Annotated in this window: 16 protein-coding genes; 5 read left to right on the forward strand and 11 right to left on the reverse strand. The window is 30.6% G+C overall.

Features of this window, described 5'->3' with window-relative positions:
* Positions 1-2: 2 nt before the first annotated feature.
* From B3J26_RS05050 to B3J26_RS05075, 6 genes are all read right to left on the reverse strand, one after another.
* Positions 3-290: a hypothetical protein gene (locus B3J26_RS05050; RefSeq protein WP_125348911.1), complete on the reverse strand. Its 288-nt coding sequence runs from the start codon at positions 288-290 to the stop codon at positions 3-5.
* Positions 291-788, reverse strand: a complete 498-nt coding sequence (locus B3J26_RS05055; protein ID WP_171623750.1) for a YkgJ family cysteine cluster protein — start codon at positions 786-788, stop codon at positions 291-293.
* Positions 770-1201 carry a pyrimidine dimer DNA glycosylase/endonuclease V gene (locus B3J26_RS05060; RefSeq protein WP_291073562.1) on the reverse strand — a complete coding sequence of 144 codons (432 nt, stop codon included), beginning with the start codon at positions 1199-1201 and terminating at the stop codon, positions 770-772. The genes B3J26_RS05055 and B3J26_RS05060 overlap by 19 nt, the downstream gene beginning before the upstream one ends.
* A gap of 11 nt (positions 1202-1212) precedes the next feature.
* A complete protein-coding gene (locus B3J26_RS05065) occupies positions 1213-1575 on the reverse strand; it encodes a hypothetical protein (protein ID WP_286494965.1) in 363 nt (120 codons plus the stop codon).
* 44 nt (positions 1576-1619) lie between these two features.
* Entirely contained in the window at positions 1620-2993 is a 1374-nt protein-coding gene (locus B3J26_RS05070) for a hydroxymethylglutaryl-CoA reductase, degradative (protein ID WP_280049876.1), read from the reverse strand.
* 502 nt (positions 2994-3495) lie between these two features.
* Complete coding sequence (locus B3J26_RS05075; protein WP_291073563.1) at positions 3496-4101, reverse strand: hypothetical protein; 606 nt, start codon at positions 4099-4101, stop codon at positions 3496-3498.
* Positions 4102-4999: 898 nt separating this feature from the next.
* Here B3J26_RS05075 and B3J26_RS05080 point away from each other — a divergent pair.
* From B3J26_RS05080 to B3J26_RS05095, 4 genes are all read left to right on the forward strand, one after another.
* Positions 5000-7159: a S9 family peptidase gene (locus B3J26_RS05080; RefSeq protein WP_291073564.1), complete on the forward strand. Its 2160-nt coding sequence runs from the start codon at positions 5000-5002 to the stop codon at positions 7157-7159.
* A gap of 170 nt (positions 7160-7329) precedes the next feature.
* Positions 7330-8814, forward strand: a complete 1485-nt coding sequence (locus tag B3J26_RS05085; RefSeq protein ID WP_291073565.1) for a peptide MFS transporter — start codon at positions 7330-7332, stop codon at positions 8812-8814.
* Between the two features lie 29 nt (positions 8815-8843).
* Positions 8844-10928 (forward strand): peptide MFS transporter, encoded by a 2085-nt coding sequence (locus B3J26_RS05090; protein WP_180905446.1) that lies wholly within the window; start codon positions 8844-8846, stop codon positions 10926-10928.
* Positions 10929-10943: 15 nt separating this feature from the next.
* Complete coding sequence (locus B3J26_RS05095) at positions 10944-11387, forward strand: thioredoxin family protein (protein WP_125348917.1); 444 nt, start codon at positions 10944-10946, stop codon at positions 11385-11387.
* On the opposite strand, the gene B3J26_RS05100 is transcribed toward B3J26_RS05095, so the two are convergent.
* Positions 11377-13341 (reverse strand): ComEC/Rec2 family competence protein, encoded by a 1965-nt coding sequence (locus tag B3J26_RS05100; RefSeq protein ID WP_291073566.1) that lies wholly within the window; start codon positions 13339-13341, stop codon positions 11377-11379. The two genes, B3J26_RS05095 and B3J26_RS05100, sit on opposite strands and share 11 nt — an antisense overlap.
* A gap of 76 nt (positions 13342-13417) precedes the next feature.
* Here B3J26_RS05100 and B3J26_RS05105 point away from each other — a divergent pair, with 76 nt between their 5' ends.
* Positions 13418-13855 carry a DUF2141 domain-containing protein gene (locus tag B3J26_RS05105; protein WP_260391932.1) on the forward strand — a complete coding sequence of 146 codons (438 nt, stop codon included), beginning with the start codon at positions 13418-13420 and terminating at the stop codon, positions 13853-13855.
* A gap of 16 nt (positions 13856-13871) precedes the next feature.
* Here the strand turns inward: B3J26_RS05105 and B3J26_RS05110 are convergent, their stop codons facing one another.
* The 4 genes from B3J26_RS05110 to lpxB all read right to left on the reverse strand — a co-directional run bounded on the left by B3J26_RS05110 (position 13872) and on the right by lpxB (position 17578).
* Positions 13872-15221, reverse strand: coding sequence for a hypothetical protein (locus B3J26_RS05110; RefSeq protein WP_291073567.1), 1350 nt, complete (start codon positions 15219-15221; stop codon positions 13872-13874).
* A complete protein-coding gene (locus tag B3J26_RS05115) occupies positions 15208-15765 on the reverse strand; it encodes an RNA polymerase sigma factor (protein ID WP_038333274.1) in 558 nt (185 codons plus the stop codon). Before B3J26_RS05115 ends, B3J26_RS05110 begins: the two co-directional genes overlap by 14 nt.
* A 13-nt stretch (positions 15766-15778) precedes the next feature.
* Positions 15779-16219 carry a hypothetical protein gene (locus tag B3J26_RS05120; RefSeq protein ID WP_180905443.1) on the reverse strand — a complete coding sequence of 147 codons (441 nt, stop codon included), beginning with the start codon at positions 16217-16219 and terminating at the stop codon, positions 15779-15781.
* 246 nt (positions 16220-16465) lie between these two features.
* Positions 16466-17578, reverse strand: a complete 1113-nt coding sequence (gene lpxB / locus B3J26_RS05125) for a lipid-A-disaccharide synthase (RefSeq protein WP_291073569.1) — start codon at positions 17576-17578, stop codon at positions 16466-16468.
* Positions 17579-17631 lie beyond the last annotated feature (53 nt).

Below are 17631 nucleotides of genomic sequence, written 5' to 3' on the forward strand. Positions count from 1 at the left end.
TTTTAATTATTACTATTATTTTTTAAGTAAATCAAAATGTTTTGTATTAGGACTAAAATTGCAAGCGACGTAAAAAACATAAAGCCAACATAAATGGCAACTTGTTTGTCTTGACCAATTTTTATGAAGATAAAATAAGCCAAAAGCGTTCCCATGATTTGCATCAAAACGGCGCGCCAAGCAATTTTTTTTACAACAGTAGCATCTTTGGTTCTAAATCCAGCAATTCCTTGATAAATTGTCGGAAATATCAACATAATAAATGCGATTATTTTTAGAGGTGTTTCCATTTATACTTTTATTTCTTTCTGCATTTGTTCTACAACTTCGTAAGTCGCAGGACAAATTAGCGTGTTTTTTATGGTAAGATGATTAATTTGATAAAACTTTTTGCGATCTGTATGTGGATATTCACGGCAAGCTTTCGGGCGATCTTCGTAAACCAAACAATAATTTTCACTATCCAAAAACGGACAAGGAACTTGCTGCAAAACGTAGTCGTTATCTTCATCAATTCGTAAATATTTATCAATAAATTGACTTGGTTTGATTCGAAAAACATGCGCTAAACGCTCAATATCTTTTTGTGTAAAAAGTGGACCAGTTGTTTTGCAACAATTCGCGCAAGAAAGACAATCAATACGATTGAAAACATCTTCGTGAATTTCTTCCATTTTCTGATCCAAGTTTTTAGGCGGTTTCTTCTTCAACTTCTCCAAAAACTTTTTGTGTTCGCGTTGTTTTTCTTTTGCTTTCGCAAAATATTCTTCTAAGAAATGATCTCCCATTTTTCTATCTCTCCTTCTTTTACTTCAAAAATCTCCGCGCAATCAACCATTTTAAGGTTTTCAAATTGTTTGAATCGCTCAGGATCTCTTTGTTCTAACTTCTTTAATAAATGGTTGAATTCATATTGCATTTGACCTGTTGTAACCTCAATTTTAATCTTTGTAAAATCAAAATCAATTTTATTTCGGTCAAAATTATATCCTCGTCTTGTGGCTTCGTCCCAAACTTCTGCTAAATATTGATTAATCGCTTCAAGCGGTTTTTCAATTGCCTTGAAACGAGTTAATTGCGGATGATTTTTATAACCTTTTGTATTGCCTTCCAAAACATTTTTTGCCAAAAGCGTTTCGCGCCAAAGTGCTACAATTCCTTTTGCATCGAGATATTTCGGATGAACAGACCAAATTCGCATGAATAAAATATTTAATCTAATTTAGATAACACTTTATAAACTCCATGATGCTCAATATCTCTAACTTTTGCAACGTAAGAAATATTATCATTTTCGAAATTCGTTAATTCTAAAATCATTTTTTCTCCTATTGGAAAAGGAAAATTTTTATCTGTAACTTCAATAATTTCTAAAGTAATAACACACGGATTTACTTTATTGTAATCAATCTTAGATTTAATATATTCAGATTTATTTTCTGATGTAAATTCTGTGTGATATTTCTTATCAAATACTATTTTAGAATATTGATTATCTGAAATTTTATCAATTACAATTATATTCTTAAAATCATCACAAGTTTTTGCTATTTGTGCTTGACAATAATTTATCATTACAAATACTATTATGAATAAGTTTGATTTTAAAAAGTTCATTTTTATTTCTCTTTTTTGATCTCTTCTACATTTTTTACACCACGTAATCTGCAAAACTCTTCGATAACATTGTGATGAGAAACCGTTTTATCTTTAAAATAATTGACAAAATATTTCTTTTCTTCTTCAGTTGCTTCTAACTGATTCAAGATATTCATTAAGTGCATTTTCATGTGACCTTTCTGAATTCCAGTTGTAACCAAAGAACGTAATGCACCAAAGTTTTGCGCTAAACCAGCAACAGCAACAAATCCCATCAATTCTTTAGCATTCGGTTTCCCAAGAATTCCCATTGCTAATTTTACTAACGGATGCAAAGCTGTCAATCCACCAATTGTACCAAGCGCAGTTGGTAAATCAATCCAAAAACGGAAAATTCCATCTTTCACTTCGCAATGCGTTAATGAAGAATACTGTCCATCTTTCGCCGCATATGTATGCGCACAAGCTTCTACAGCACGGAAATCGTTACCTGTTGCAATCACAACCGCATCAATTCCGTTCATAATTCCTTTGTTGTGTGTTGTTGCACGATATGGTTCTATTTCTGCAATGCGAACAGCGCGCGAAAACTTTTCTACAAACTCTTCTGAGGTTACATTTCCTTCGGCTAATTGCTCTACTGGACAAGAAACTTCTGCACGAACAATACAATCTGGCGTATAATTCGATAAAATACACATCACGATTTGAACAGAATCTTTTTCATCATCTGTAAAAGTAGAATCAGCTTCTATCTCGTTGCGTAATGTTTTGGCAAATTGCTCTAAACAAGAATTGATAAAGTTTGCACCCATCGAATCCATTGTTTCGAAAGACGCTTTTATTTGATAATAGTTTTCTAAATCAGCAGTTTTATCAATTAATTCCAAAGCTAAAATACCACCACCACGCGCACGCATGTTTTTTGTGATATCATTTGTCGTTTCGATTAATTGATTTTTAATCGTTGTTTCAAATGCATTTTGCAACTTTTCTTTGTCACCTTCGTACATAAAATGAACGTGACCCAATTTTGTTGTGGATAAAATTGTTGTTTTGAAACCACCACGTGTTTGCCAAAATTTCGCCGCTTTAGAAGCCGCAGCAACAACAGACGACTCTTCAACAGCCATTGGAATGGCATATAATTCGTCGTTGATTAAAAAGTTTGGTGCTAAACCAAACGGCATATAGAAATTAGAAACTGTATTTTCTGAAAACTCGTCGTGCAGTTTTTGTAAATCTGCATCATCATTCCAATATTGTTTCATGATTTGAATTGCTTTTTCATCGCCATTCAAATATTCATTGACAACCCATTCAATTTTTCCTTCTTTCGATAATTTCGAAAAACCTTCTACTGCTTGATGCTTCATATTGGATATTTTTTTTATAAGACAAAAGTACAAACGTTTTGAATGTTATAAGATACTTCTTCTGTTTTTTGATTAATTTTTAACGATTTAGTAGAGTAGAGGATTTGGTTAAACACAATAAATATAGAATTAGTTATTGTACTATAACTTTTTGAAGAAAATATCCACTTCAAAATTGATATTCTAAAATATAAAAAACACCTTTTACTTAACATAAAAGGTGTTATAGATATTTTTTGAATTATTATTAGGTCATTCTACGAAAGGTGAAAAAATAAGATTATTTTTAGTGAAAATATTAAAACAATAAGAAATTATAATATAGAATTAATAGCATTGGCAAGCAATGCTCTATAAATGATCTTTATTACAAAAGATTTTTTTTAAAAAAAAAATAACAGAAATAATAAAAATTATTACACATAAAATTTTTATATATAAATTTTCTCTAAAATTAAAATAAATTAACAATAGTAGAATTGTAGAAGATATAAATTTAGAAATATTATTCAACATAATTTTATCCCAAACATCCTAAAGCTAAAACACCGACAATAGCACCACCTGCTATACCACAGGCAACACACCCAGCACCACCAGCAGCACCTAAAATACCTACGGTTGTAGCGAAATCTCTATTTTGAAAACCATCTCCCATACATTGCCACCAACTTCTTCCATCTCTACTTTGAATTATATTATCCGATTTTTCTAATAGGTTGTAATTTAATACATTATCATTAGAGTCTATATTTTGAACGTACTCTATATACTTCTTTTGGTCTTGATTTTCAACAATTGATAGAAATTGATTTTCATTTTTTAAGTTTTTAAAAGTAGTTACTTTAACTATTGTATTATTAGCATTTTTTAAAATAATCTCTACACCATTATTGTCATATTCGTTTTGATTATTTTTATTAGAAATCTTCTTATTTAAAGAGATAGATTTCTCACTTAATAAAGAAACAGAACCGTTACTTATTTTATCTACAAAAGTTGATGTAGAGAATTCTTTATTTATTATTTCATTTTTTTTAAATGAGTCATCATCATTACTACAAGATGATATAAAAGAACTTGTTGTTAATAATAAAGTAAGACTTAATAAAGTAAATTTTTTCATAGTAATAAATTTTAAAATTGATTTTTAATTGTCCTAACGATTAGGTTCTAACAATGATATAAAGATTTTTTTAAGAAAAAAAACAATAAGTATAAATTAGAAAAATCATCTATTTAAGTAATTAAAAAAGGATAATTTTCTATGTATTTATTAATATAAGACTATTAAACATAATCATTATTATACACCTCTTTTAAATGGCTTAAAACTTTGATATTGTGAGAGTGCAGTTTTGAACAAACAAGTTTGTAATTTAAAATGCTCTGAAAGAAGCATTTAATCGTTGAGTGAAGGTATTCATATCAGACAAAATTATTTTTCTTTCGTACTAATTTTTTACTGCAACGTTATTATTTTTTTTATAACTCTCTATAGAGTTTATTCGTGTTTTCTTCGACAGTTCTTCGACCATTGTCCTCGCAAAGGTGCATTTTTCCGCAAGTTCGTCGAAGGACGGTCGAACAAAGGTCGAACGATGGTCGAACAAGAGTAAAATGAGCTATTTTTCGATATGATGTGAAACATAGATATACAGAGGTTTGTATAGGAGTTTCAATTAACTAAAACATATTGTTGATAAAAATACTGGAGGACAGAAGTGGACAAATGTGGACAAAACCGGACATTTGTGGTCACTTTTTGTGAAAAATGTAATTTGTATTGTTTAAATGATTATATTACAAATATTTGATTATTTTAAATTGTTTTGATTGAATTAATAATATTCTTGATAAAAATGATGAAATACGATTATCTGTAAATTGTTTAAAATATAAAATAGTGAAGAGTTTTTCGTTTATATGAACGATTATAATGGATTATTCGAGGAAATGTGTTATTTGAGAAAATAGAATTGTTTATATTTGATTGTTTGAACTCACATGATTAGAAAATTAATATGAAAAAATTTATTTTAAGTTTGGCTATCCTTGCGATGGGTGCTTATTCTTATGCACAACAAATAACCATTGAAGGGATATATGGCGGAAAATACCGCGAAAATTCTTTGTACGGTGTGAACTCATTGAACGATGGAGAAAATTATACTATTCTGACAAAAGACGGATTGGTAAAACGTTCGTATGAATCGACATTGAAAAAAGGTCAGACTTCTGATGTAGTTGTCGTTCCTGGAAAGTTTGAAGGTTATGAATTTAGTTCTGATGAGCGTTACGTTTTATTGCAAACTAATTCGCACCAAATTTATCGCCATTCGTTTACAGCAAAGTTTGAAGTGTATGATACACAAACAAAATCGAAAGTATTGTTATTTGATGGAAAAGGAATTCAAGAGCCTTTGTTTTCGCCAGATGCTTCTAAGGTAGCTTTTGCTTTTGAGAATAATTTATACATTCAAGACTTAAAATCGAACAAGGTAATTCAAGTTACAACGGATGGTAAAAAGAATAATATTATCAACGGGATCAACGATTGGGTTTATGAAGAAGAGTTTGGTTTCGTAAGAAATTTTGATTGGAATGCTGATGGAACGTCTTTGGCTTATGTTCGTTTTGACGAATCGAAAGTCAAAGAAATTAATATTCCGATTTACCACAATAATCTTTATCCACAAGAATTACGTTACAAATATCCAAAAGCAGGACAAGACAATTCGGAAGTTTCGTTACATGTTTTTGATACGAAGAATAACTCAACTGCAAATGTTAATTTAGGCGGAGTTCAGAATTATTATATTCCTAAAATTAAGTTCTCTACAAAAGCGAATTTATTAACGGTTGTAACGTCTAACCGTCATCAAAATAATGTAGATGTTTCGTTTTATGATATCAACACGAAAAAAGTAAATAAATTATTTACTGAAACAAATAAAGCGTGGATAGAAACGGATAATTTAACGTTAGAGTTTTTAGCAGATAATTCGTTCTTATGGACTTCTGAGCGCGATGGAAATAACCATATTTACCATTATGCAGATAGCGGAAAGCTAATTAACCAAGTGACGAAAGGAGATTGGGAAGTAACGAATTACTACGGATATAATCCTGGTAATAAAACACTTTATTATCAATCTAACTCGAATAATGGAAAACGTATTTCGACAGAAAGACAAATTTCTTCGGTTAGTTTAGATGGTAAGAAAACAACAATGTTGACGAAAAATAATGGAACAAATTCGGCTGCTTTCAGTAAGAATTTTACGTATTTCATTAATACTTTTTCGAATACAACAACTCCAAAAACAATTAGTTTGGTTGAATCTAAATCTGGAAAAGATTTGGGTGTTATCGTTGACAATACTTCTTTAAAAGATAAATTGACTACAGATAATATTGGAACAAAAGAATTATTTGTGTTGAAAACGACAGCAGGAAACGAATTAAATGCTTACGTAATCAAACCAAAAAACTTTGATCCAACCAAAAAATATCCAGTTTTGATGTATCAATATTCTGGACCAGGTTCTCAGAATGTAAATAATGCGTATTTCAACACGAATGATTATTGGCACATGATGTTGGCGCAAGAAGGTTACATTGTTTTCTGTGTTGACGGTCGTGGAACGGGATACAAAGGAGAAGCTTTCAAGAAACAAACGTATTTACAATTAGGAAAATATGAGGTAGAAGATCAAATTGCTGCGGCAAAAGAGATTGGTAAATTACCTTATGTGAACAAATCGCGTATTGGAATTTGGGGTTGGTCTTACGGAGGATTCATGGCTTCGAATGTATTATTCAAAGGAAATGATGTGTTCAAAGCGGCAATTGCAGTTGCTCCTGTAACGAATTGGCGTTATTATGATTCTGTTTATACAGAGCGTTTTATGCGTACTCCAGAAGAAAATGCGGCTGGTTATGACGATAATTCACCAATTAATTATGCAAATGAGTTGAAAGGTAATTTCTTATTAATTTCTGGTTCTGCTGATGATAATGTACATCCACAAAACACATTCGAATTATCGGAAGCGTTGGTACAAGCGAACAAAGATTTTGATATGGCAATTTATACCGATAAAGATCATGGGATTTATGGTGGGAATACGCGTATTCAGCTTTACCGAAAAATGACAAACTTTATCAAGAAGAATTTGTAAGAAAAAAGCTGTATTTATTAGAATACGCCAATGAATAAGATAAAACATTATTCAAATTGAAAAAATCATACATTAAATAAAAAAAACCTCTGCATTGTCGGAGGTTTTTTTTATTTTCGTTGATTGCTAATAAAATCTAAATGATATATTAGTGCTTAGTTAAAGAAATTATGAGTCAAAAATTAACTTTAGAGCAAATTCAAAACTTTGAAGGGAAATACCCAAAACAGCTTTGGCATTTGTTTATGGTAGAAATGTGGGAGCGTTTCTGCTTTTACGGAATGAGAGGAGTTCTTGCCATTTTTATGGTAGATATGTTGGGTTTAACGGATGCTGAATCAAATTTAAAATATGGAGCAATCCAAGCTTTTGTTTACGCATTTACTTTTATTGGAGGTATTTTTGCAGATAGAATCTTAGGGTTCAAAAAATCATTAGTCTTCGGAGGGTTGGTAATGATTGCAGGAAACTTATTAATTGCAACAGATCCTCATCAATTTTTCTTTTACGGAATTACATTAAGTATTATTGGAACAGGTTTTTTCAAACCAAATATTTCTTCGATGGTTGGAGAACTGTACAAAGCAGATGATCCAAGACGTGATGCCGGATTCGGTTTATTTTATTCAGGGATTAACATAGGTGCATTTTTAGGAGGTATCGTATGTGTTTATTTAGGTAAACAAGTTGGTTGGAATTATGCTTTCTTAGCGGCTGGTATCGTAATGATAATTGGAGTTGTTTTATTCTTATTTATCCGTAACGAGTTAGGACCAATCGGAGATTCTCCATTAGAAAAGATGGATCCTAAGAAAAGATTAATTAGAGAAGTAGCTGTATATGTAGGAGCATTGGTTTGTATTCCTTTAATTTTTATCATGATTCATAATACAGCATACACAGATATGTTTATGTTTACTGTAGGACCATTGGCTATTATTTATTATTTAATTCAATTATATAAAATACCAAATTCTAAAGAAAAAAGTAAGTTTATCGCTGCTTTTATCATGATTACTTTCTCTATTTTATTCTTTGCAATTTTTGAGCAAGCAGGAGGTTCTTTAGCTTTGTTTGCAAACAAAAACTTACATTCAACTTTATTTAGCGTTCCATTAGATCCAAATATTGTAAATAATAGTGCAAACTCATTGTATGTTATTATTTTCTCACCTTTATTGGGATTAGTTTGGTTATGGATGGCGAAAAAGAAAATTGAGCCAAATACAGTTGTAAAATTTGGTTTAGCTTTCTTGATGTTAGCAGGGGCTTATTATATCTTCTATTCATTAAGATTCTTTGCTGACGAAAATGGATTATCATCATTAGAAATATTTGCATTAGCATATTTTGCAGTTACAATTGCAGAGTTGTGTTTATCACCAATTGGATTATCAATGGTAACAAAATTATCTCCAAAACACTTAGGAGGAATGATGATGGGATTATGGTTCTTAGCATCTGCTTACGGACAATATCTAGCAGGAATCTTAGGAGCTGGAATGTCAGATCCTAGTCCAACAGCATCTTTAACAGATAAATTAATGGCATATACAGATGGTTATCAACAATTGGCAATTTACTCTTTAGTTGCAGGTGTTATTGTCATCGTATTGTCTCCATTTATTCGCAAATTAATGCAAGACGTAAAATAACTTTTAAGATATACTTTTAACAAACAAACATGAGTTCAAAATCGGAAAATTTCTTTGATTCAAAAGTACTTGGACACCCGTCGGGATTGTTCGTGCTTTTCTTTACAGAGATGTGGGAGCGTTTTTCATTCTACGGAATGCGCGTTTTATTAATTCAGTTTTTAACAGCTGCAGTTATTGGGTTAAATCCAGGTTGGGAATGGTCTATAGAAAAAGCAACCGCTTTATATGGAACATACGCAATGTTACTTTACATTACGCCCATCTTTGGAGGGATTATTGCCGACAAATACATAGGTTATCGTTGGGCAGTAGTAATTGGTGCGATTATTATGACTCTTGGTCACGCATTCATGGCTTTTGATACACCTATCTTTTTATATTTAGGATTGGCGTGTTTGGTTATTGGAACAGGATTCTTCAAACCAAATATGACATCTATCTTATCAGAAATGTACAAAGACTTTCCTGAGAAAAAGGATGGTGCTTATACAATTTTCTACATGGGAGTTAACGCTGGTGCATTCTTCGGAATGATGTTGTGTGGATTCTTAGCAGAAAAAGTAGGATGGCACTGGGGATTCGGTTTAGCTGGTATCTTCATGTTATTAGGTACATTACAATTCTGGTTAGCAAAACCATTATTTGGGCATATTGGTGAGGTTCCTTCTAAAACAGGAAATCAAATTACGGCTGACGATGATACACCAAAATACGAACCAGGAGAAAAACCAAATCCTTTTACAGTTTTAGATCAAATCTTAATCGTTATTATGACGCTTTTAGGATTAGGCTATGCGTTCAATGATCCGTTAAATGCAATTGGTGGAATTAACTTATTCCCATTCTCTATCGGAGGTTTATCAGGACAAAATGTTGTTATTTTAGTAGCATTATTCTTGTTCTTTTTTGTGGTAATTCGTCGTTTGGCAAATTATACAAAAGTAGTTCGTGACCGTATGATTGCGGTAATTATCTTTGCATTCTTCGTTATCTTCTTCTGGATGTCTTTCGAGCAAGGAGCTACATCATTGGTAATCTTTGCGCGTGATAATACAGAACGTAACTTGATTGGAGGTGCTGCAATGGCATTCAATGTTTTCAATACATTATTAACAGTTGTTCCATTATTGTTCATCTCGTATGTATTGATTTTATTAGCAAAACAAACATTTAAAAAAGCGGCTTTATCTAATGTTGTTTTAGCGTTTACTTTCTTAGGAATTTGGGCTGCTGCAATTTGGATGTTAAACTATAACTGGACTTCTCACTCTTACGATGTTTCTTACCAAGCAATTGAAACGGCTAAATTAGACGACTCTGGTAAACAAGTGATGAACGAAGAAGGTCAACCTGTTTTTGATAAAACACCAGTTACGGCTTCTTATGTTGCAAATTCTACAGATAAAATTGTTACTGAAACAATTAATTTAGCTTCTCAAGACGCTTTAACAAAAGGTTCAGATATTAGCATTCACAAAGAAGGAGACAAATTTGTATTAGTTTCTCCAGAAAGTTTAGTGAAATTAGATACTGAATATAAAAATCAAAACAAACCATCTGAAGTTGTTCCTGCGAAAGTAGCAGAGATTAAAGATTCTCAAGTAGAAATTACCGTTTCTTGGTTCTCTACATTAAACTCTTTCTTCATCATTGCATTAGCTTCATTAGTTTCTCGTGTTTGGGATTCTAAATACAACCCATCAGCTTCTGTAAAATATGGTTTAGGATTAATCATTATGGCAATCGGATTCGGATTCTTAGCTTTCGGTTCTTACGGAATTTCAGAAGGCGTTCGCGTTTCTATCATCTGGTTAGTATTAGCTTATTTGTTCCATACATTGGGCGAGCTCTGTTTATCTCCAGTTGGACTTTCGTACGTATCAAAATTAGTTCCAGCACGTATGATTGCATTTATGTTCGGAATGTGGTACCTTGCAATTGCAATTGGTAACAAATTGGCAGCCATTTTAGGAGGTCAAATCGAAAATATTACAAAAGAATATTCGTTATCAACTTTCTTCTTAATTTTTACAATTGTACCAATTGTAGCAGGTTTAATCGTTATCGCATTAAATCCAGTTATGAAGAAATTGATGCACGGAGTTAAATAATAAAGATTGAAATTTATGAAATCAAGCTTAGCAATCGCTGCCCTAATTTTATCATCATTTCTTTTCGGACAAGAAATTAAATGGTTATCATTAGACGAAGCAACAAAGGAAATAAAAGCACATCCAGAAAAACCTGTATTGATTAATTTTTATACAACTTGGTGTGGATTCTGTAAGCGTTTGGACAAAGAAACTTTTACAGATAATAAAGTCGCAGATTATGTAAACAAAAATTATATTGCGGTAAAATTTGATGCAGAAACAAAGGATATGGTAAAATTTATGGGAATTCAGTATACATATATTGCGCCTGCTAAAGCGAATTATATGGCATATGCCTTTACAAACGGACAATTGAGTTATCCTGCAACTGTTTTGATGAACGGAAAAGGAGATATCAACAAAGTCGTTTTGGGTTATCGTAGTTCAACAGATTTCATAAACGATATCAAAATTTAATCGAGAAATAACCTTGTTGAGAGGTTTTCCATAAAACAGAATCAGAAGTTTTTTCGAGTTCTGTAACAATAGAAGGGTAGTTGCTGGCATCAGCAATTACCCTTTTTAAATTTTCATTATTTTCGAAAGGATAAAGCCTTGATTGATGAATTAACACATAAAAAGGAATATCAGAATGTTCTTCATTTAATAAGAGCTTAAATGACTTCGTTTCAATAGAATTTGGATGTTTGATAAAATGTTGATGTTTAAAGTCTGAATCATAAGAGTAGAAACTAACATCTTTTATTCTTTCGTGAATTTTATAAGGTTTAATAGTAAAATTATATGTTTTTTCATCCAAAGGATTTTCACTTAAAATTGCTAAACTTCGTTGATTTCTTATTCCGATAATACTATTTTTATATTGATTAAAAACGATCAATTCATTCGAATGATTGAGTTGATAAACTTGATAATATCGTTCAGATTCAATTAGAAATAAAGAAATTAAACAAACAAATAATGCTAGTTTAGATTTTTTTAGGAATAATGGTTTTGATGCATATAAAATAACGCCAATCAAAATCGCGGTAAATAAACTGATGTAAACATCTTTTGCAATAAACTTGAAGTTCGCTAACCAATAAATATATTGATTTGAGTAATAGATAAAATGATTGAAAATCCACGTATAGATTGGAATATTAAGATCAAAAATGATGAGAAGAATGCTAATTATACCGCCACAAATCATAAAAAAGGAAGCAGGAATCAAGACTAAATTTCCAAATAAAAACAATCCTGAAAATTGATTAAAATACAAGACCGAAATTGGTAAAGTTCCTAATTGAGCAGATAAACTTGTTTCAATCATAATCTTGATTTTCTTCAGGAAACTATTTTTAACTTTCCAATAATACTCAAAAATTGGATTGAGCCAAACAATGAAAAAGACCGCTGAAAAACTCAATTGAAAGCCAACATCAAACAAATAATTAGGTTGAAAAACTAGAATGATAAAAGCAGAAAGTGAAAGTGTGTGGAAAATATTTTTTGGTCGGTTGAGTAATTCGCTAATATAATAAATGGTAATCATCAACGCAGAACGAAAAACTGGCGGTTGTAATTCGACATAAAAAGCAAAGATCCAGATAAATATTAAGCTAATAATTATTCTAATTTTCCGACCTTGTTTTAGCTTTAATAATGGTTGTAAAATGAATTGTAAAATCATGTAAATCATCATCACATGTAAACCAGAAATGGATAAAATATGCACAACTCCTGTTGCTACATAACTTTGATTGAGTTCTTGCGAAAGCTCCGTTCTATCACCCAAAAGCATAGACGAAATAATCGCTCTACTTTCAAGGGAATAACCTTGTTCTGTTAGTTCTTTTCGAATCTTGACTTTCGATTTGGCAACCCAATTTCGAAATCCATTTCCTTCTTTGTGAATAGAAATAATTTCATTTGTAAAGATTTGAGAATAAATTCGTTTTCTGTTTAAGAAACGTTTATAATCAAATTGATATGGATTTAACGGTTTTTGGATTTCTCTTTTTTCTCCTAAAATTATGATTTCATCATTGGGATATAAAATTTGTTGTTGAGGTTTGATATGAAGTAAAATTTGCTCATTCGTTTCAATATCTTTTACAACGTAATTGGTATATTTTTCGGTAGAATTAGAACTATAAACGACTTTTAGTAAATGAATTCTCGAAACAGATTCGAAATCAATTTTTGAATGTCTATTATAATTTTGATGAATATAATAGCCTAAAATCATCGAAATGCCTAAAAAAGTGATTATATTTTGACGATTATTATTTTTTAACAAAGAGATAAAAAGTAGAATAATTAATGAAAAAAATATAATTCGTAAATTTGTAGCAGGAATTAATAATTCGGATAAAATTATTCCGATTGAGAAACAAATTGTTAGGGTAAAAAAGAGATACTTTTTCATCCTAATAATTTATAAATTTTTTTACAAATAGTAGGTTTTAATTATTTGTAAATGAATTGATTAAAAAAATAAAAAAATGAAGAAGATTCTTATATTAATTGTGTTATTTTTTACTCAAATGGCAATGGCTCAAATTGATGTAAAACTATCAATCACAAACCTTAAGAAAATGAAAGGAAATTTGGCTATAGAGTTTTATAGAAATGTAGAAAATTATACAAAAGGTCAAAATGCATTCAAAAAATTGTACGTTCCAGTTGCTGATATAGACAAGTATGAAACGGTTTTTAAAGATATTGAGCCAACATTTTATGCGGTAAAAGTGTATTTGGATACGAACAATAATAAACAGCTTGATAAAAGTTTTTTGGGTGTGCGTAAAGAACCGTATGGTTTTTCTAAGAATTTAGATCCTATTTTGCGTGAGCCAACTTTTGAGGAAGCCAAAGTGGATATGACTGAAGAAAATAATACAATTGTAATCAAATTAAACAATAACAAAGGCGAAGAATAATCTTCGTCTTTTTTTGTTAAAATTTAATTGAAAAACCTATATTCAATCCTAATAAAGAAGGATTTTTAGCATCTACATTTTTCAATGGATTTAGCATATATCTATAATTTGGTTCCAAATTTATACTTGATTTATTTGATAAATTATACTCTAACTTAACTCCAGCGTTAGCGCTATAACTCGAATTATTTAAGTTATTTGCTTCGCCTAATTTATAATTTGATCTTGTATTAGTATCAGCTAATGAAATAGAATTTTTCGTTACAGCAAAATAACTTCCTCCCGCTATTGCTAGAATATTGAATTTATCAAAACTTGCCAGTTTATATTCAATTTCTAATGGAACTTCGATGTAATGAACTTTTTGTTCCATAGTATTGGTTTCAGAAGACAACATGGTCATTGTCGTATGTGATGTATTATCACCTACAACTCGAATATTCGAATGATATGTGATATTGTTAGATGATTTTGGCATGCTTGCAGAAAGTGCATAAACACCTGTATTGATTCCCGAATTTATATTGGTTGTATTTTGTTCCAACTCAACTTTTGCAATTCCCGAACGAACATTTATCTTATCATTTAATCGAACAGAAACTTTTGCGCCATAAGCAACTGTAATGTTATTTTTGATGTTGTAATCATTAAATTCATTTGCTAAAATAGATTTTGATTCTAACACTTTTGTTGGATTGATGTACGAAGAAATCGTCAGAAGTGGAGATTTCTGTTTGATTTCTACTTTCTCTTTCTTTTTTTCCTCTTCTTGAAGAACTAATTCTAATGGTTTTTCTTCTAAAATTTTAGGATTAGTTTCTTTTTCAGAAACTTCATTTTTTGGATTGATTGAAGAATTATTTTGTACAAAATTATCTTTTTGAGTTGAATTCTTTTGAGATAATTCTAGTGTTTTATCTTCTTTTTGATTTGGAATTGTATTCGAAAATAAAGTTGATTCTCCAATTATATTTTCAAAATATGAACTTGAACTTTGAATTGTTTTTTGATTTGATTTAGAAGATTTTTTTACAGAAGAAACAATCTTATTATCAAAAGACTTTTCATTTGTATGTTCAATATTATTCCAATCTTTTTTGATAGATTCTTTAGAAGTCGATTTCGTTTTTACAACTTCATTAGTCGGAGTATGATTAACGTTAATTGTATCATTTTGATTAAAATAATAGATAGAAATTCCCACAACTAAACATGCCGCAGTAGAACCAATCCAATAAAATAAAGGAATGATTCGTTTTTTCTTTTCTTTCTCGTCTAATTTCTCCTGAATATTTTTCCAAGCATCCAAAGGAGGAAGTTGTGGTTGCGAGAGTTTATCTTTAATATGTTGATCAAATTTGTTCATCTTCTGTGACAGTTTTTAATTGATTGAGTTTTTGTTTTAATAAATTTCGTGCTCTTGATAAGTTTGATTTTGAAGTTCCAACCGAAATGGTCAGCATTTCTGCAATTTCTTGGTGCGAATATTCTTCAAAAACGTAGAGGTTAAAAACTTGCCTATATTGTGGTGGAAGATTATGAACGGCTTCTAACAACTGTTGATAATCAAAATCTTCTTCAACTTCGTCGTCATCTTCCTGTGTGATAATGAGATTTTCGAAATCTTCAAAAGGTAAATTATTCTTCTTTTTTAGTTTTTCTAAATTAAGATTTACCATTATCCGTTTCATCCAACCTTCAAAAGATCCTTCGAATTTGAATTGATTTATTTTATTGAAGATATGAATAAAACCCTCTTGAAAAATATCTTGCGCATCTTCATAATTTTCGGCATAACGAAGACAGATCGAGAACAAAACAGGTGAAAACTCAACATAAATTTCTTCTTGAGCTTTTCTATTTTGTTCTTGACATTGCTTGATTAAAATTTCAAGAGAGTCACTATTCAAAACTTATTGGACTTTATTTTTCTTTGATATTTAACACAATTGAGTCATAAATTGGTTCAGTTGAATTTGGTTTATTTCCCGTCCAAAATCTTAATGTGTACTCACCAGCTTCTTTAGGTGTAAACTTCAAAGTTTTTGTTTCGTACGAAGTATTTTGCGTGCAGTTTCCATTACTTTGACTTGCATAAACACCAATGTTGTGTTTAAAAGTTGTACTTCCTTGTAAAGAGCTAAATTGAATAAAATTTTGACAAGAATTTGTTTTTTCGTACGTTACTCGAATATTTGTAGTTTTTCCTACTGGCTGAATAGAGTCTTCATGAACATTAATTGCCGTTGTTGCTAAAAAACCATAATTCATATAATCTGAGTCATCATTATTTAAACAACTAAATGTTGATAAACCTAAAATACCTACCAAAGCAAACATGCTTAATCTTTTCATTAATTTCATTGTATGAGTTTTAATCGTTATAAAAATAAGATATAGATTTTAGAAAAGGTTGCGTGAAAGAATAAGAAATTAATATATAGAATAAGAAAACCCCTTGAAAATCAAGAGGATTACTTTGTTAGAATAGGTGTAAACTTTAATTAAGTCAATCCTGAAACATTTTAATAATTAGATCTGAATGACATCTATAGCTTACAAGATTAAAAAAACAATAAAAGGTTGCGTCAAACTTTTACTTTTTTTTAATTATTTTTTTAAGTCCTCAGTAATTAGTGAAGCGGTTCTTTCTGAAGCGCCAATTCCACCAAGTTTATGATACAATTCTTCGTAGCTTTTCATGATTTTTTCACGTTTAGGAGAATTTAAAATTAAATCTAATTCTCGTTTGATATTTTCGTAAGTTAAATCATATTGAATTAACTCTTTCACTACTTCTTCGTCCATAATCAAGTTTACCAACGAAATAAAACGAATGTTTTTTACAACACGTTTTCCGATTTCGTACGAAATAGCATTTCCTTTGTAACAAACAACTTCTGGAACTTTCAGTAAAGCAGTTTCTAATGTTGCTGTTCCTGATGTAACCAAGGCTGCATGAGAAACTCGTAATAAATCATAGGTTCTATTCTCAACAATTTTCAAGTTGTTGCCTGCAATTTTTTTATAATTTTCGATTGGTTGAGATGGTGCACCAGCCACAACAAATTGATAATCGGGAAAATCTTTTTCCACTGAAAGCATCAAAGGTAATTTGACTTTAATTTCTTGTGTTCGACTTCCGGGAAGTAAAGCAATAATTGGTCTTTCGTCTAAATTATGATCTTTTCTAAATTGTTGTTCATCAATTGGCGGAAGATTATTCAACGAGTCTAATAATGGATTTCCAACAAAATCTACTTTGTAATCGTAACGTTGATAAAATTCTTCTTCGAAAGGAAGAATCACAAACATTTTGTCGACAACTTTTTTGATTTTATGAACTCGACCAGTTTTCCAAGCCCAAATTTGTGGGGAAATATAATAGTAAACTTTAATTCCAAGACCTTTTACAAATTCAGCAATTCTGAGATTAAAACCAGGATAATCAACTAGAATAACGGCATCTGGTTTATAGGTTTCGATATCTTTTTTGGCAACAGAAATATTTCCTAAAATCGTTCTCAAATTCATTACAACTTCAGCAAAACCCATAAACGCCAAATCTCTGTAATGTTTGACCAAAGTTCCGCCTTGCGCTTGCATCAAATCGCCTCCCCAAAATCTGAATTCAGCTTGTGGATCTTTTAATTTTAATTTTTTCATTAAGTTCGATGCGTGCAAATCGCCCGAAGCTTCACCTGCAATGATATAGTATTTCAATGGAAATCATTTTTCTTCTTACAAAGATAGGAGAAATCTATAAGTGGAGTAGA

The sequence above is a fragment of the Empedobacter sp. UBA5987 genome, assembly GCF_002429865.1.
In the GTDB taxonomy this organism is placed as follows: domain Bacteria; phylum Bacteroidota; class Bacteroidia; order Flavobacteriales; family Weeksellaceae; genus Empedobacter; species Empedobacter falsenii_B.

Bases quoted from the DNA above. Each gene is read 5' to 3' on its own strand.
- B3J26_RS05050 (WP_125348911.1), bottom strand. From the start codon at position 290: ATGGAAACACCTCTAAAAATAATCGCATTTATTATGTTGATATTTCCG.
- B3J26_RS05055 (WP_171623750.1), bottom strand. From the start codon at position 788: ATGGGAGATCATTTCTTAGAAGAATATTTTGCGAAAGCAAAAGAAAAA.
- B3J26_RS05060 (WP_291073562.1), bottom strand. From the start codon at position 1,201: ATGCGAATTTGGTCTGTTCATCCGAAATATCTCGATGCAAAAGGAATT.
- B3J26_RS05065 (WP_286494965.1), bottom strand. From the start codon at position 1,575: ATGATAAATTATTGTCAAGCACAAATAGCAAAAACTTGTGATGATTTT.
- B3J26_RS05075 (WP_291073563.1), bottom strand. From the start codon at position 4,101: ATGAAAAAATTTACTTTATTAAGTCTTACTTTATTATTAACAACAAGT.
- B3J26_RS05080 (WP_291073564.1), top strand. From the start codon at position 5,000: ATGAAAAAATTTATTTTAAGTTTGGCTATCCTTGCGATGGGTGCTTAT.
- B3J26_RS05085 (WP_291073565.1), top strand. From the start codon at position 7,330: ATGAGTCAAAAATTAACTTTAGAGCAAATTCAAAACTTTGAAGGGAAA.
- B3J26_RS05090 (WP_180905446.1), top strand. From the start codon at position 8,844: ATGAGTTCAAAATCGGAAAATTTCTTTGATTCAAAAGTACTTGGACAC.
- B3J26_RS05095 (WP_125348917.1), top strand. From the start codon at position 10,944: ATGAAATCAAGCTTAGCAATCGCTGCCCTAATTTTATCATCATTTCTT.
- B3J26_RS05100 (WP_291073566.1), bottom strand. From the start codon at position 13,341: ATGAAAAAGTATCTCTTTTTTACCCTAACAATTTGTTTCTCAATCGGA.
- B3J26_RS05105 (WP_260391932.1), top strand. From the start codon at position 13,418: ATGAAGAAGATTCTTATATTAATTGTGTTATTTTTTACTCAAATGGCA.
- B3J26_RS05110 (WP_291073567.1), bottom strand. From the start codon at position 15,221: ATGAACAAATTTGATCAACATATTAAAGATAAACTCTCGCAACCACAA.
- B3J26_RS05120 (WP_180905443.1), bottom strand. From the start codon at position 16,219: ATGAAATTAATGAAAAGATTAAGCATGTTTGCTTTGGTAGGTATTTTA.